This window comes from Methanobrevibacter thaueri, from assembly GCF_015062915.1.
In the GTDB taxonomy this organism is placed as follows: domain Archaea; phylum Methanobacteriota; class Methanobacteria; order Methanobacteriales; family Methanobacteriaceae; genus Methanocatella; species Methanocatella thaueri_B.
In genome coordinates, this window is record NZ_SUTJ01000007.1 from 3,448 (window position 1) to 17,739 (window position 14,292).

Consider the following 14,292-nt stretch of genomic DNA (forward strand, 5'->3'; position numbering starts at 1 on the left):
CTTTGTAGGAGGAATATTATGAAACTCTATGATCAAATATTCAATGTTGTAAAGCAATTCAGGAAAGTGTTCTCACCGGGACCGGTTACAAATGCCGATGTTTCCGGAAGCATCACTGCTGAAATATTCCTGATTGTTTCATTGGTTCTGGCTGCAATACTTTTAAGGCATATAAGTGTATTGCTTGCAGGTTTAGTCACATTAATACTTGCTATTGTATTAATCTATAATATTCCGCTCATCCCTAAGGTTAAGATGGAACAGGATGATTCACTTGAAAAAATGTTGTTTTATGCAATAGCGGTTCTTTCAATACTTGTAGTATTCATGTACTGGGGGGGTAATCTTGTCTAACACTACAATTCGTAATTTACTAGCAACAGTCCTAACAGCAATATTCTCAGTTACTTTGCTGGACGCTATATTCCACTTAAGCAGCATGATTAACCCTGGCATAAGTAACATTTATAATGCTTTAGGAACACAAATCGCTCCAAACCTGGTTACAGTAGTCATATTCGATTTCAGGGCATACGATACCTTAGGAGAATCAATCATACTGTTAACTGCAGGTTTAGTAGTTTTATTAATATTCGGTAGAGGATTATTGGGGGATAAAAGATGAGTCAAGGCAGCATGATTTTAAAGTTAATATCCTTACCAATATCAATCATATTGATTTGTTTAGGTGTAATGACCATTCTTGGAGGTCACATCACTCCTGGTGGAGGTTTCCAAGGTGGTGCAATGATAGCAAGTGGTATTATACTCTCCATTCTTGTTTATGGATTGGGTAACTCCCCACTTGAATTGTCTCACACTTATATTGAAGTTTTAGAATCCGTAGGTGCATTAGGTTTCATCATTTTCGGATTGATCGGTTTGTTTGTAGGAGGGTTCTACCTGTACAACTTCGGTACAGACTTGCTTAATGTAGTTCCTCAGGCAATTCAAAGCGTAGCACATTATCCGGACGTGACAAATGCGGGAATTATCCCATACCTCAACATATTTGTTGGTTTGAAAGTGTTCGTGGGATTATCTTCCATTGTAATCGCATTTGCAGGATTCAAGAAAATTGTGGAGGAGAGTGAATGATGTTAAGTTTAGGACCAATAATATTCGGTTTGATATTGGGCTTGGTAATAGGTTCACAAATCAAGCTTAATGTCAGTGATGCAAAGTTCACTCTTGGATCATTTGTATTTATATTAATTGCAGGAATTATTGTGGCATGGCAATCAGGCAATTATCCGTTCTACACAGACTTGCCTATTTCCACCGCATTTTTATCTGCTTTAATTGGAATTTTTGTAGGCAAACTAATATTTGCAAGGAGTAAATAAGGGGTTTTTATAATGTTTTTATCGACTAATGTATGTGATGAGAGCTGTATTAAAACATGTCCTACAAAATCTATTAAATTAATCAATGGAGTGCCATTCAGTTGTCTGACATGCGGAATATGTTATAAGAACTGTCCGAATGGCGCAATATTCAAGAATAGTTATGGTGGATATGTTGTAGACAGAGCCAAATGTAACGGCTGTGGAATGTGCATGTACAATTGTCCAACAAACAATATAACCATCGAGGATGGTATTGTTTATGGAATCTGCTCCCGTTGCGGAGTCTGTGCTGAAGAATATCCTGAATGCCGTGTTGACGGATTTGAATATGAAAAGGAAAAGCAATTGACATTAATCCGTTCATTGAACATTCTAAATCCTCCGATTGATAATCTGCCATCCAAAAAGGACAGCAAGGTCAAAGAGGTTTCAAGAGGATACTTCGGAACAGACCTTGATGAATGTATACTGTGTGGCAGATGTGAGGAGTACTGTCCTACCAATGCGATACATGTGAAGGTTGACTGGGACGATGGAATCTGCAGGCAATGCAGATTATGTGAGGACGTCTGTCCAAACGGCTCAATGAATAAGCTTCAAATCGTTAACAAGTCAACATGCACTCTTTGTCTAAATTGTATGAAGGCATGTCCAAACAATGCAATCTCTGTTGACAATTCAAATATCGTAATCAACAAGCTGAACCAAAAACCGACAGGTTCATTCATATCCTGTCTCAATTGCGGTTTATGCGCTGACTTATGTGAAAACGAGTCACTTAAAAGAGATGAAGGCAAGCTAAGGTATGATCCGACAATTGACACTGAAAACGTCACTCATGATGTGGCAATTCACTACTGTCCGATAAACACTCTTCATGAGGATTATGAGATGTTTATCTATGATGAGATGGAAGATGAGGAATTGCCTACACTCGCAGGCTTCTGTGTAAGCTGCGGAAAATGTGTACAGGTTTGTGACGACACCAAGGCTCGTCAGTTCATGACTCACACATGGGACGGCAAGGTGTCCGACGATTGTATATCATGTGGAATCTGTGTTGAATTCTGTCAGGAGGACGCAATTACCCTTCACAGGGGAACAATCAGTGTTGATATGGATAAATGTATCCTATGTGAAAACTGTGCAGTCCACTGTCCTGTTGATGCGATTCCAAAATCCACAATGTACAAGAATGAGATTGATGGTGGATTCAACTTCATCGAGCAGAAATTATGTATGCATTGCGGAGTCTGTCACGGAATCTGTTCATATGATGCAATCGAAGAGATTGATGGTAATTATGTAGTTAATGAAGAGAAATGCACATACTGTGGAGCATGTAAGAACGCATGTCCTGCAAGGGCATTCCTGTTCGAGAGAAATTTTAAAGATTCAATAGAGGGTATTTAAATGAGTAGCATACTAAGAATAGCTTTGGAAGGAGCATTTACTAACTTTAAAAGAATCTTTTTTGCAGCTGACCGTGTAACTGATATGGATATGAGAAATCAAATCGCAACACTATCAGTTAAGGTTGACGACAGGGTTGACGAGAAGGCCTGCATTGGATGTGCAGGATGTGCCAACGTCTGTCCAACAGGTGCAGTGGAGATGAAGGAACTGGCAAGTCCGGTCAAGATAACAGACGACTGGGTTAAAACTGAAGTGCCTGAAATTAATCTTGAAAAATGTGTTGTATGCTATTACTGCCACGACTTCTGTCCGGTATTTTCACTTTACGGTGAAAAGGGAACAATTCACCCAAGCAACGTCGGAGACCAGGAAGTCGACATTGCAAGCGCACTCGAACAGCCATTTAAAATTTCTGACGATAAACTTAAATTCATTGCTCAATACCTGTCCGACAAGACAGTATTGAAGAATCAGGAGGATGGTGATTAGATGGGACTTAAGTCATTTTCAAGAGCAAGGGCAATACATGTCATGCTGGTGTACACCGGAGGATGTAACGGTTGCGATATTGAAATTGTAAACTCAATATTATCACCTAGATTTGATGCTGAGCAATATAATGTGTTTTTAACATGGAATCCTCGTGAAGCCGATGTTCTGGTTGTCACAGGACCAGTTACTCACTTGAATAGAAAACCATTGGAGGCAATTTATGAAGCCATTCCTGACCCTAAACTGGTCGTGGCTGCAGGAAGTTGCGCTTTGATGGGTGGTGTTTATAAGAACTGTTATGGTGACATTCCTTCAGAAGAGATTGAAGGACCGGTTGAAAACATCATACCTGTAGCTGCTAAGGTTCCGGGTTGTGCCGTAAGGCCACAGGATGTTTTAGCTGGTGTTGTAACACTTTTACCTACATTATTAGATGCGGACTGAGAGGTGATAAGATGGATGAGAAAGTACCGAGAAGCAATATTATTGAAACAGAAATTCCAATGGGTACAGTTCACCCTGCTGCATTGGAACCGTATAGGGTTAGGTTTTTTGTAGAAGATGAAATCGTTCAAGAGGCTGAAATCACAATTGGAGTCAATCACAGAGGAATCGAGAGGATTATGGAAGGGCTTCCTGTGGAAAAGGCTAATGCACTCACTGAAAAGATTTGCGGAATCTGTTCAAATTCACATATATGGAATTCATGCAGAACCGCTGAAATCGGTTTGGACATTGAAATTCCAGAAAGGGCCACTTACATTCGTGTAATAATGGGCGAACTTGAACGTTTGCATTCACACTTCTTATATTTGGCGCATGGTTGTGAGGTATTGTCCCATGAAACGTTCTCCATGAGAATATTCTACATGAGGGAAATAGTCATGGAACTGCTTGCAATGATTGGAGGAAACCGTGTGCAATACGGATGTTCCGTTTTAGGTGGAGTAAGGCCAAGATGTGATTTGGATGAAGCTAAACTCTTAAGGCTTAAAAATGACATGGATGCCTTGGAAGAAGGTCTTAGCAATTTTGTAGATAGGTTCCTAGCGGATTCCATACTCTTGTCAAGGGTGACCGGAATAGGAGTATTACCTCAAAAGCAAGCAATTGAGCTTGCAGTGACAGGTCCGACCCTCAGGGCAACCGGTGTTGCAAGAGACCTAAGGACAACCATGTTCGAATATGATAATTTTGATTTCAATGTTATAACACAGCCTGACGGTGACGTAAAGTCAAACTTGATTATGAGGGCATTGGAATCATTCGAATCAATAAAATTAATTAGACAAGCTATTGCAAATATCCCTGAAGGCAAGGTTATAAACCGTGACTGGGAAATGTTTGACACAGACATAACTGAAAGTTACATTGAAGTTCCAAGGGGAACACTTTACCACTCATACGCCCTTGAAAGCGGCCGTGTAAGGCATTGCATTATAAGAACACCTTCAATGGCCAATATTGGGGCAATGCAATACGCATGTATTGGTGATCAGATTACAGACGCACAATTATGTATCGTACAATGTGACCCATGTTTCACATGTACAGATAGAGCAATAGAGATTATAAGGAGGTAGAAAATGTTTGAAAGTACAATTGTTAATTCAGTTCTAGCAGTAATACTTACAGTACTTGTTTGTTTTGTAATTTCAACATTACTTCCAGGAATCGAGCGTAAATATGTTCATGCAAGAATACAGCAAAGGATCGGACCGATTGTAATCGCTCCGGGAATCATGGCACCATTGAAATTCCTATATAAAAAGAATGTAGAAGTGTCATCACCGGTTCCAGGATTATACAAGTCCCTTCCGATAATATGCTTTATTGTGGTTTTATGCATTCTCATAGCATTGACTCCTCAGGCATATCAAATCCCTGCACTTTCAAGCCTTGTGGCTATTGTAGGATTTTTGAAAGTCGAGGAAATCTGTTACGTGCTGATGGGTGCACTGTCCAAGTCTGTAATGTCTCTAAAAATGCCTTTCCCAGATATTGTAAAAGGTGGAGCACACTTAAATGCTCAAAGGTCATTCATTGAAGACATCAGTGCAAAAAGGTCACTCAGGATGATTACCTACGGTTCATTCCCATTGTACCTTGCATTGTTTGCACCTGTAACTGCAGCTAGAAGCATATTTCTGTCTGACATTGTTGCATACCAGCATGCTCACGGACCGTTCCTCTTTACAGTGGCAGGTGGAATTGCAGCTATCGTATTCTTCATCGGTTACATGATTATATTGAATGAATATCCGTTTTCAATAATTAAGGCAAAAAGTGACGTTATTGAAGGACCATACATGGAATACGCAGCAAAATATCGTTCCATTGTCTATCTGACAAGAGGATTTTTCATGTTCGTGCTTGGTGCAGTGTTCTCAGTGCTGTTCATTGGAGTTCCGCCAACAATCATGTCCTGGGGAATTCTGGTCAACATTGTTGTGGCATTGATATTCGTGTTCATGATGGGAATATTTTCAGCGTTCAGCCCAGTGTTTACAAATAGACAATTGCTGCCTACAATCTTGGGAGCAACATTACTCGGAATACTATCTATCGTACTTGGATTATTATAGGAGGAATTATTTATGAAATTTGTTATGAGACCGTATCACATGGTAAGTCTTGGAGGATATATTGTTGAATGGGATTTTCCCTACAGGAATCTTATAGTAGTAAATAAAACCTCTGAACCTATAAAGATTGAAATACCAGTATTTCATGAGGAATGGATTCAGGAGCACAAGGATTTAGGGCTTGAAGTAATTCCAGTCAGCAAAAACGATAACTTTTTAAGCATGTGGAAAAGAGCCCATGCAGAACTTGATAAAGTAAGGCCAGAAAATGAGTGATTATACATTAACAATCAAATCAGATGAGAAAAAAGGTGTTTTGGACGATATCACTGATGTTATCACCAATCATGGTGCCAATATCAGTTATGTTCATCTTTTTGTTGAAAAACAGAATATGGGTTCCATCAATCTGGAACTTGAACACGTTGAAAATATCGATGATCTTTTGGATGATTTGAATGCTATCCCTGAAGTGCAATCAGTTGAGCTGCACGGTTCACAATTCGACATATGGGGTAAGCGTATAATCATTGTTGGTGGCGGTGCCCAAGTGTCCCAAGTGGCCACTGGAGCAATTACCGAAGCCGATAGGCATAATATACGCGGTGAGCGTATCAGTGTCGATACAATCCCGTTGGTTGGTGAAAAAAATCTTGCTGAAGCTATTGAGGCGATTTCAAGACTTCCTCGTGTAAGCGCTTTAGTGCTTGCAGGTTCACTTATGGGTGGTGAAATAACCGAGGCTGTCAAAAAGGTTAAGGAGCAAAGCAATTTGACTGTAATCTGCCTTAACATGCCTGGAAGCGTAACCAAATATGCAGATTTAATCATTACTGACCCAATTCAAGCAGGGGTTTTGGCGGTAATGTCAATAGCTGACACTGCTGTTTTTAATATTGAACGCTTAGGCGACAAAATCAAGTATTAATTCATGTTTATGGACATATAGGGGAGTTACTCATTAACTCCCTTCATTACTAATTTTTTAAGCAAATATCATTATATTCACATTTTTCACATTTCTTAGCACTTTTTTTAACACTTGGAAGTTTCTTGTTCTCAACGATTTCCTTGACTTCACGGATAATGTCAAACAGATCCTTTCTAAGGTTGATGTCCATGACGACAGGACGTTTCTCTCCTATCTTTTCATAGTTCACAAACCCGACATAGACTTCTGTTTTAAACGATTCCTCAATCAGTATTGCATATGCTGCCTGCTCGATTGCATCCTGGTCCCAGACTCCCTTAAGTGGAGGATTTGTGTTCTTGAGTGTTATGGGATAGTAGATTCCATCGATTATTTCAATCTTGTCGCAAATCCCAATCATTTCAAGACCCTTGTCCTTCAGCATGTATGAGTACATGCAGTTCGGGAAAAACATGTCGATTATGCCATTTGCATTTTTATTTAGAATGGTCATTGCCTGTTTGGTTCTCAATGCGGTTATCTTGATGTTGAAATATGCATTGTCAATGATTTCATTGATTTGTGAGCTTTCAAGACCTAAATCCATTGACCTGATGGCTTTGGTTGTGCTTTCAATGTATGGGTCGATGTTTTGTGAGAGAATATTTTCAATCTCGTTTATGGTCATGTCCTTTTTGACCTTGCGCATATTCTTCTCAATCAAATCCTGAATGTCAATCCTGAGCTTTTTAATCTCTATTGACAATTGATAATTATCGTTTTCGCTCATGTCCACATGATTTTGAATGTATAGTTTCATTGGACAGTACATATATTGTTTTATGGAAGAGACATTAATCATTTTTATAACCTCTTAAAATTCTCAATATTATTATATCTTGAATAATATATAAAATAAGAAGTTATAAATGAAGTAAATAAGTTTATTTAAAATAAAAAAAGTAAATAGCTAATAATTTAGCTATTTGAAGTTAATTTTATACGTTGTAGTAATCTTTGTTGATTGCAGGCAATTTTGCAAATATGAAAGGCACGACAATCAGGGCGACTGTCAATATTGCCATGATTATTACGCTCACTTGGTCTGCACTGCTGATAGTTGAGTAAACCCCTTGAATCCAAAGGCCTAAAATACAGATAGGCAATATGAATTTAATCACTGCTTTCCAGGTTTTGCCCACTGTGATTGAGGAGTTCCTGTTCAATGTATCGATAAGGTCATCGAATTTGTAAATCCAACCGAAGATGATACATTCAAGCAGTATTGCAAATAGCAATGCGAAGTTGTTCAGGTAAGCGTCGAAAACTCCTAGAACTATGCTTCCCGCACCGGTTGCAAAGATACAGGATATTAAAAATCCGATAATGCACACTACTGTAGCGGTCTTTTTACGTTCAATGAGGAATTTTTCTGAAATTGAGTAACATACTCCTTCAAGAAGAGCAATAACTGATGTGATTCCTGCAAATAAGATACATATGAAGAACAATGGTCCTACTACATATGCTGCAGGTCCCATGGTATTGAATACTTGTGGGAAAACAACAAATGCAAGACCTGTTCCTTCGGTTACAAGCTCATTGAATGGTATTCCGCTTGAAAGGGTCATGAATCCTAAAATGGAAAAGATTCCTATTGAGTTGAACACTTCAAAACCGGAGTTTGAAAATGCAACAATCAATGCATTGTCAACCAGTTTGGATCCTTCAGGCAAGTAGCTTGCATATGTCATTGCAATAGCCATACCCAGACTTAAAGAGAATACGATTTGTCCGAATGCTGCCAGCCAAACGTCCAGGTTGGTCAATGCACTCCAGTCCGGTGTGAAAATCTGTGTGTATCCGATTGATGCACCAGGCAATGTGAGTGAAAAGGCCACAATTCCGATAACGATTAGACATAGCAAAGGCAATAGGATTTGGCTTACTTTACCGATTCCATCATTCAAGTCCCTTTTGATGATTGCCCATGCAATGAACCAGATTATGAACACTGAAATTAAAACGTTCGGAACAATGGTTGTTATTCCGGAAATTGAATCTGTTGCATGTAACACATGATTTGCAAAGTATAAGTCAGGGTTTGAACCCCAAGCCTTTGTAAAACTTAAAATAATATATATAAAGTCCCATCCAACTACACAAACGTAATATGTTGTAATCAGAAATACGATTAATAATATGAACCATGCTACTGGCTCTAATTTTCCTTTGATAGAGTATAATATTCTTGCAATGGATTTCTTGAACTTAAATCCCACGGCATATTCCACGAGAACGAATGAGATACCTAAGAGAAATAATGAAACTATATATGGAATCATGAATGATCCTCCACCATTGGAATACAATACATTTGGGAAACGCCAGATGTTTCCAAGTCCAACAGCGGAACCAATCATTGCCATCATGAATGCAAGATTACTATTCCATTCTTGTTTTTTGGTTTCTGTCATTTTATCACAATTTAATCAATGCTTAATATTTATGTCATTGAAGTTTATATACTATTTGCATTAATTTTGCTTTAATTGTGATAATTTTCTTTTAAAATAGTTGAATGTTTTATTAGGTTGTTATTTTTAGCAGTGAATATTATTCGTTTGGTAAAAAATAGGTTAAATTAATATTAAAATAATGATTTTTCTTTATTTAAATTAGAAGTTGTTTAAAAAAATGGTTTGAGAGAAAAAAATTCTCTCATAAAATCTATGCAGGACTTTCCTTAAGTTTCAAGTATTCATCAATGGCTTCTCGTGTGGTTCCCACTACTATGCGGTAATGGCTGAACTCTCCATTGACGATAACCTTTTCCACTTTGCCCTTGGCGACCACGTGCTCGCCGTCAACAACTTCTCCGGCATAAGTGTGTGTAAATGAAACGATTTCTTTTAATGGAACGTCCACTCCATCAATTATCTCCACATTCTCGATTGTGTAAAGTGAAGGGTTGTCGAATGCTCCAAGTGCACTTACGATGTCACATTCAATCTGTGCGATTCCCTGAGGCTCATAGACTGTATCTCCCCAGACACCTTCAATCTCATCATAATCCTTGGTTGCAAGAATGTCGAACAGGGTTCCGTTGATGGTTCCACGGTTTGCCTTACGGTTTTCATACCATCTGAACTCCTCTTTTGTAAGGCTTTCATCAAACATTCTCTTGTCATACACGAAATCCCAGTAGTCATTGGTGATTCCTTCCACGGTAATGTGCTTGTCAACCTCTTCAATGTAGACTTCCTTTCCTCTGTGCTGTTTAAATGCAGCTATTGCTCTTCTGTGATTGTCAAGACCATAAACTACAAAATCCAAATCGGAAACGTCATTTTTTTGAAGTCCAGGCAATATGGAACCTGAAATTCCAAGATGGTCATATGGGATGTCCGCCATGAAATGGAAAAAGTCAGCAACATCCATAAGTTTTGCGATGAGCTCCGGATTTTTGACCTCTCCTCCTTCATCGAAAGTCTTTTTAAGACCTAATAGTCTGTTTTCAGGTTTAATTATTCTTTCAACCTTGTCCAATGGCACACCCATCATTTCAACGTTTGTGACATCGGAAAAGTATAAGTAATCAGGATAGTTTTTCCTTAAAAAGCTGTAAGCCTCTTCAGACCCGACTTTTCTGTATCTTTTGCCGTCCTTTTCACGGTCTCCTTCAGGGTCTGGAATATATCTCAGGAATGATATCACTCTGTTTTCTGGGTGAATGTAATTGGTTGATGCGAAATATAAATCGTCAGTAGTGTAGATAAAATCTCTTGTTCTTACTTGTTCCATATTATAATCTCCTTTGTATAAACTTTCAATCTTAATATTTATATAAATATTTAATCTTAAATTAATTCATGACTATTACTCATAAACATGTTGATGAAATATTCGAATATGATGGAAGCCAAATAAATCCATCCTGGGCGTTTCAGGAATTTGGCATCTACGGATCTTCCATAATAACCTGGATTGGTCCGGTCAACATCACTCCGGATAACCTGAAGGATTTTGCCGACGTAGGGCTTGAAATCAAATCAAACCATATGGTTAACTTCATCTGCGAATTCTTTGACCAGCAGCCAACCAACATGAGGATTGCATATCTAAGGCAAAGGCTTCTTGTAATGATTTTCAGGGAAATATTAACAGAATATGGTGTTTCAACCAAAAGGGAAGGCGATGACATTTTCGTAGATGGCAGGAAATTGTCAATCTCCATTGCAAGCGTCTCCTTAAGCTCAGCCAAAATCCATTTTGCACTGAATCTGGAGGATAAGGGAACCCCTAGCGATGTTGAAACAATAGGATTATATGACATTAGAGTTGATGATGAACAAGTATTCAATGAAGACAATCTATTGGATTTGATCAATGAAACAGTAAAAAGATTCATTGATGAATTGGAAACAATAGAAAATGACATAAGCAAGACAAAGGTGTTAGGATGAAAATTTTAGTTAATGGCATTCAATCAAACTTAAGGTTTTCCTCCGCCCATGTGATTCCAGGACATGAATCATGCGGATTCATTCATGGACACTCCTACTTCGTAGACATTGAAATCGAAGGTGAAAGGGCAGGAAAATTTGATTTTGTAGTTGATTTCAAGGATATTAAAAAATACACAAAAGCAATATGTGACGAACTGGACCACAGATTGCTGATTCCCGTTTACAATGATTTAATTGAATTCAAGGATTTTGACAAGGGTAAGGATTCAATCTTCAATTTGAAAAAGGAAAAATCAGTATTCTTTAAAATTGAAGAGAAAGGATACACAATACCTAGCGAAGATTGCATATTGCTTCCTTTGCCTTACACATCCGCTGAGGAACTTTCCAAGTTTTTCGCAGAAAGTCTGGCCAAGAAACTCTCTGAAACCTATGATAATCTCGAATACATTTCAGTTTGTGTAAATGAGGGAATAGGTCAAGGTGCAGAATATAGGAAAGATTTCGAATGAAAGCTCCAGTCATTGAAATATTTTCATCATTTCAAGGTGAAGGCCTCCTGATAGGTGAAAGACAGATTTTTGTGAGGTTTGCAGGTTGCAACCTGAACTGCAACTACTGCGACACCAATGGCAGCAAATCCGAAAAATCCGGCAAGCTGATGACTCCTAGTGAGGTTCTCGAGGAGATTAATAAACTATTGACTCCTGACTGCAAAAGCATATCCTTCACAGGTGGTGAGCCAAGCCTTTATCCTGAATTCATATCTGAGGTGTCTCGCCATACTGATTTGAATATCATGCTTGAGACTAATGGAACATTGCCAGATAAAATTTCTTCAATTGAGAAATTGGATATGGTTTCATTGGACATTAAGCTTCCTGAGCATTTTGATGGAGAATTTGATGAAAGTATTTTTTTAAATGAAATTAAATCACTAAATTTATTAATGTCAAAGTCAATAAATGTATATTGTAAAGTAGTTATATTGCCGTCAACAAAAATAAAGTCATTTAAAGAGGTAGTTGAAAAATTATCACAGAATATTTCAAACAAAAGCAACCTTAAAATAATTATCCAACCTTCTAGTCCATTAGGAGAATGGAAAGACATTAATTTTAAATTATTTGAGTTTTCCGAAGTTGTTGGGCAATATTTTGATGTTTCCACCATTCCTCAAATCCATAAGATTTTGGATATAGAGTGAATTTTTGTTTTAATATTATATTTATGATTTTATTTTTAGAGATAGCAATTATGAAGAAATGAGGTGTGAAAATGAAAGATAAAACATCCGTTAATAGAAAATCAAACACAGGTGCAGTTGAACGTCAAACCAAAGTTCATGACAAAGAAGGAGACATAATGGCTATTGCAACCAGAGATGTTGTTTCAATTCCTCCTTCAAAAAGTATCAAGGATACTGCAAAAGTAATGATGGAACATGAATTTAGAAGGTTACCAATCACTGATCCTGGTTCTGGTAAATTATTAGGTATTGTAACCGTAATGGATATATTAGATTTCTTTGGTGGAGGAAAAAAATTCAACATTATTGAGAAAAAATACCAAGACAATTTCCTAGCCGCTATCAACGAGCCTGTTAAAGAAATCATGACTCGCGATTTGATTACTGAATCTAACAAATCTTCAATTGGCGAAACAATTGAAACCATGCTAGCAAACCAATTAGGTGCAATACCTATTGTGGATGCTGATGAAAAACTTGCAGGAATCGTAACTGAAAGGGATATTGCATTATCCTTAGCAGGCGTTGCAGGTAAAGACACAGTTCAAGATTACATGAGTCCTAAAGTATTCACTACCACTCCTGGAACTCCTGTAGGAGATGCATGTAAAATCATGGTAAGAAATGGTTTAAGGAGAATTCCTATTGTAGGTGGTGAAGCAGACATTTCCAAAGCTGCTAAAAAATTATTAGGTATCCTTACCTCTACCGATGTAATAAGATTCCTAAACGCTAAAGAACTCTTCGATAATTTAAATTCCAATTTAGCAACTGACGTATTGAAAACAGTAGTTTCCGATATCATGGCCAAAGAACCAATCACAGTTGAACCAACCATGACTATTGGAGAGTTATGTGAACTCTTTGCTGATAAAAACATTGGTGGAGTTCCAGTTGTTAAAGGTGATGAAGTAATAGGAATCATTACCGAAAGAGACATATTGAACGCAGTTAAAAGATATTAAAATTATTTTAGGAGATGATAATATGCAAATTAAGAATTTGATGTCTGAGGATATTATTACCGTGGACAAAGATCAAAATCTTTCTGATGCTTTGAAATTGTTACGTAAACACAACGTTTCACGTTTGCCGGTAACAAACAATAAAGAGTTGGTGGGAATTATTTCCGAAAGGGACATTGCCGCTAAACTTGGTTCTGCAAAATATGAAAGTATGCCTGCATCAAGACTTCATATTTCATCTGTAATGGTTAAAGATGTAATTACAGTGCCTGAAACTATGCAATTAGATGAAGTGGCAAGATTAATGTTGGAAAATGGAATTGGATCCGTTCCAGTCATGGATGAAGATGACAAAATGGTTGGAATTGTTTCAAAGGCCGATTTCGTTACTCTTGCAGTAGGAATTGCATTTGATAAGATCACTGTTAAAGAAATCATGACAAAAGAATTGGTTGTTGTATCACCAACTGACAGACTTGTTCACGCAAGAAGACAAATGATGGAAGCTCATGTAGGCAGAGTCCCTGTAGTTGACGAGGAAGACCTCAAGGGTATGGTAACTTCCAAAGACTTGATGAGAGCATTCATCGACTTCAGGAAAAAAGTGCCTGAAAAATATCAAAAATCTCAAATCAAGGAGGTTCTTGTTGAGGACATCATGTCTTCAAACCCAACAGTGACCACAAAAGACGCTACAATATCCGAAGTGGCTAAGGTCATGATGGATACCGGCTATAACGGTTTGCCTGTTGTTGAAGATGACAATGTAGTTGGTATAATAACCCAAACTGATATTTTAAGACTAATTGAAAAATTAGAATCTTAAAATATCTCTTTTTTTATTTTTTTTAAGGGGG

At 37.7% G+C, this 14,292-nt stretch carries 19 protein-coding genes; 16 read left to right on the forward strand and 3 right to left on the reverse strand.

Translation table 11 applies throughout. The features are described 5' to 3' along the window. The first annotated feature begins 18 nt into the window (after positions 1–18). The 11 genes from E7Z78_RS05900 to E7Z78_RS05950 are packed head-to-tail and all read left to right on the forward strand — an operon-like array spanning position 19 to position 6,770. Positions 19–354, forward strand: a complete 336-nt coding sequence (locus E7Z78_RS05900) for a hydrogenase (protein WP_303724237.1) — start codon at positions 19–21, stop codon at positions 352–354. Further along, positions 347–625, forward strand: coding sequence for a hydrogen gas-evolving membrane-bound hydrogenase subunit E (locus E7Z78_RS05905; RefSeq protein ID WP_303724238.1), 279 nt, complete (start codon positions 347–349; stop codon positions 623–625). The genes E7Z78_RS05900 and E7Z78_RS05905 overlap by 8 nt, the downstream gene beginning before the upstream one ends. Next, positions 622–1,098, forward strand: coding sequence for an MnhB domain-containing protein (locus E7Z78_RS05910; RefSeq protein ID WP_303724239.1), 477 nt, complete (start codon positions 622–624; stop codon positions 1,096–1,098). Before E7Z78_RS05905 ends, E7Z78_RS05910 begins: the two co-directional genes overlap by 4 nt. Next, positions 1,095–1,346 (forward strand): energy-converting hydrogenase B subunit J, encoded by a 252-nt coding sequence (locus E7Z78_RS05915; RefSeq protein ID WP_303724240.1) that lies wholly within the window; start codon positions 1,095–1,097, stop codon positions 1,344–1,346. Before E7Z78_RS05910 ends, E7Z78_RS05915 begins: the two co-directional genes overlap by 4 nt. A gap of 12 nt (positions 1,347–1,358) precedes the next feature. Further along, positions 1,359–2,762 carry a 4Fe-4S binding protein gene (locus E7Z78_RS05920; protein WP_303724241.1) on the forward strand — a complete coding sequence of 468 codons (1,404 nt, stop codon included), beginning with the start codon at positions 1,359–1,361 and terminating at the stop codon, positions 2,760–2,762. Then, a complete protein-coding gene (locus tag E7Z78_RS05925) occupies positions 2,763–3,254 on the forward strand; it encodes a 4Fe-4S binding protein (protein WP_303724242.1) in 492 nt (163 codons plus the stop codon). Further along, positions 3,255–3,701 carry an NADH-quinone oxidoreductase subunit B family protein gene (locus E7Z78_RS05930; RefSeq protein WP_116592432.1) on the forward strand — a complete coding sequence of 149 codons (447 nt, stop codon included), beginning with the start codon at positions 3,255–3,257 and terminating at the stop codon, positions 3,699–3,701. An 11-nt stretch (positions 3,702–3,712) separates the two neighbouring features. Continuing rightward, positions 3,713–4,840, forward strand: a complete 1,128-nt coding sequence (locus tag E7Z78_RS05935) for a nickel-dependent hydrogenase large subunit (RefSeq protein ID WP_303724243.1) — start codon at positions 3,713–3,715, stop codon at positions 4,838–4,840. A gap of 3 nt (positions 4,841–4,843) precedes the next feature. Further along, positions 4,844–5,842 (forward strand): respiratory chain complex I subunit 1 family protein, encoded by a 999-nt coding sequence (locus tag E7Z78_RS05940; RefSeq protein ID WP_303724244.1) that lies wholly within the window; start codon positions 4,844–4,846, stop codon positions 5,840–5,842. A gap of 12 nt (positions 5,843–5,854) precedes the next feature. After that, positions 5,855–6,118: an energy-converting hydrogenase B subunit P gene (locus E7Z78_RS05945; protein ID WP_303724245.1), complete on the forward strand. Its 264-nt coding sequence runs from the start codon at positions 5,855–5,857 to the stop codon at positions 6,116–6,118. Next, the gene (locus E7Z78_RS05950) at positions 6,111–6,770 is read left to right on the forward strand and encodes a DUF5612 domain-containing protein (RefSeq protein WP_303724246.1); all 660 of its coding nucleotides are present in this window, start codon (positions 6,111–6,113) and stop codon (positions 6,768–6,770) included. The genes E7Z78_RS05945 and E7Z78_RS05950 overlap by 8 nt, the downstream gene beginning before the upstream one ends. Positions 6,771–6,819: 49 nt before the next feature. Here E7Z78_RS05950 and cas4 read toward each other — a convergent pair whose 3' ends face one another. From cas4 to E7Z78_RS05965, 3 genes are all read right to left on the reverse strand, one after another. Beyond that, on the reverse strand, positions 6,820–7,614 hold the full coding sequence (cas4, locus tag E7Z78_RS05955; RefSeq protein WP_303724247.1) for a CRISPR-associated protein Cas4: 795 nt from the start codon (positions 7,612–7,614) through the stop codon (positions 6,820–6,822). A gap of 136 nt (positions 7,615–7,750) precedes the next feature. Next, positions 7,751–9,229, reverse strand: a complete 1,479-nt coding sequence (locus E7Z78_RS05960) for a sodium-dependent transporter (protein WP_303724248.1) — start codon at positions 9,227–9,229, stop codon at positions 7,751–7,753. A 253-nt stretch (positions 9,230–9,482) separates the two neighbouring features. Then, a complete protein-coding gene (locus tag E7Z78_RS05965) occupies positions 9,483–10,556 on the reverse strand; it encodes a DNA polymerase subunit beta (protein ID WP_303724249.1) in 1,074 nt (357 codons plus the stop codon). Between the two features lie 68 nt (positions 10,557–10,624). Between E7Z78_RS05965 and E7Z78_RS05970 the strand changes: the two genes are divergently transcribed. From E7Z78_RS05970 to E7Z78_RS05990, 5 genes are all read left to right on the forward strand, one after another. Next, positions 10,625–11,218: a DUF366 family protein gene (locus tag E7Z78_RS05970; RefSeq protein ID WP_303724250.1), complete on the forward strand. Its 594-nt coding sequence runs from the start codon at positions 10,625–10,627 to the stop codon at positions 11,216–11,218. Further along, positions 11,215–11,733: a 6-carboxytetrahydropterin synthase gene (locus tag E7Z78_RS05975; protein ID WP_303724251.1), complete on the forward strand. Its 519-nt coding sequence runs from the start codon at positions 11,215–11,217 to the stop codon at positions 11,731–11,733. The genes E7Z78_RS05970 and E7Z78_RS05975 overlap by 4 nt, the downstream gene beginning before the upstream one ends. Next, a complete protein-coding gene (locus E7Z78_RS05980) occupies positions 11,730–12,428 on the forward strand; it encodes a 7-carboxy-7-deazaguanine synthase QueE (RefSeq protein WP_303724252.1) in 699 nt (232 codons plus the stop codon). The genes E7Z78_RS05975 and E7Z78_RS05980 overlap by 4 nt, the downstream gene beginning before the upstream one ends. 71 nt (positions 12,429–12,499) lie before the next feature. After that, complete coding sequence (locus E7Z78_RS05985; protein ID WP_303724253.1) at positions 12,500–13,435, forward strand: CBS domain-containing protein; 936 nt, start codon at positions 12,500–12,502, stop codon at positions 13,433–13,435. Positions 13,436–13,457: 22 nt separating this feature from the next. Beyond that, positions 13,458–14,261, forward strand: a complete 804-nt coding sequence (locus E7Z78_RS05990) for a CBS domain-containing protein (protein ID WP_303724254.1) — start codon at positions 13,458–13,460, stop codon at positions 14,259–14,261. The last annotated feature ends 31 nt before the right edge of the window (positions 14,262–14,292 follow it).

Coding starts and splice junctions, on each gene's coding strand:
- E7Z78_RS05900 (WP_303724237.1), top strand. CDS start 19: ATGAAACTCTATGATCAAATATTCAATGTTGTAAAGCAATTCAGGAAA.
- E7Z78_RS05910 (WP_303724239.1), top strand. CDS start 622: ATGAGTCAAGGCAGCATGATTTTAAAGTTAATATCCTTACCAATATCA.
- E7Z78_RS05915 (WP_303724240.1), top strand. CDS start 1,095: ATGATGTTAAGTTTAGGACCAATAATATTCGGTTTGATATTGGGCTTG.
- E7Z78_RS05920 (WP_303724241.1), top strand. CDS start 1,359: ATGTTTTTATCGACTAATGTATGTGATGAGAGCTGTATTAAAACATGT.
- E7Z78_RS05925 (WP_303724242.1), top strand. CDS start 2,763: ATGAGTAGCATACTAAGAATAGCTTTGGAAGGAGCATTTACTAACTTT.
- E7Z78_RS05930 (WP_116592432.1), top strand. CDS start 3,255: ATGGGACTTAAGTCATTTTCAAGAGCAAGGGCAATACATGTCATGCTG.
- E7Z78_RS05935 (WP_303724243.1), top strand. CDS start 3,713: ATGGATGAGAAAGTACCGAGAAGCAATATTATTGAAACAGAAATTCCA.
- E7Z78_RS05940 (WP_303724244.1), top strand. CDS start 4,844: ATGTTTGAAAGTACAATTGTTAATTCAGTTCTAGCAGTAATACTTACA.
- E7Z78_RS05945 (WP_303724245.1), top strand. CDS start 5,855: ATGAAATTTGTTATGAGACCGTATCACATGGTAAGTCTTGGAGGATAT.
- E7Z78_RS05950 (WP_303724246.1), top strand. CDS start 6,111: ATGAGTGATTATACATTAACAATCAAATCAGATGAGAAAAAAGGTGTT.
- cas4 (WP_303724247.1), bottom strand. CDS start 7,614: ATGATTAATGTCTCTTCCATAAAACAATATATGTACTGTCCAATGAAA.
- E7Z78_RS05960 (WP_303724248.1), bottom strand. CDS start 9,229: ATGACAGAAACCAAAAAACAAGAATGGAATAGTAATCTTGCATTCATG.
- E7Z78_RS05965 (WP_303724249.1), bottom strand. CDS start 10,556: ATGGAACAAGTAAGAACAAGAGATTTTATCTACACTACTGACGATTTA.
- E7Z78_RS05970 (WP_303724250.1), top strand. CDS start 10,625: ATGACTATTACTCATAAACATGTTGATGAAATATTCGAATATGATGGA.
- E7Z78_RS05975 (WP_303724251.1), top strand. CDS start 11,215: ATGAAAATTTTAGTTAATGGCATTCAATCAAACTTAAGGTTTTCCTCC.
- E7Z78_RS05980 (WP_303724252.1), top strand. CDS start 11,730: ATGAAAGCTCCAGTCATTGAAATATTTTCATCATTTCAAGGTGAAGGC.
- E7Z78_RS05985 (WP_303724253.1), top strand. CDS start 12,500: ATGAAAGATAAAACATCCGTTAATAGAAAATCAAACACAGGTGCAGTT.
- E7Z78_RS05990 (WP_303724254.1), top strand. CDS start 13,458: ATGCAAATTAAGAATTTGATGTCTGAGGATATTATTACCGTGGACAAA.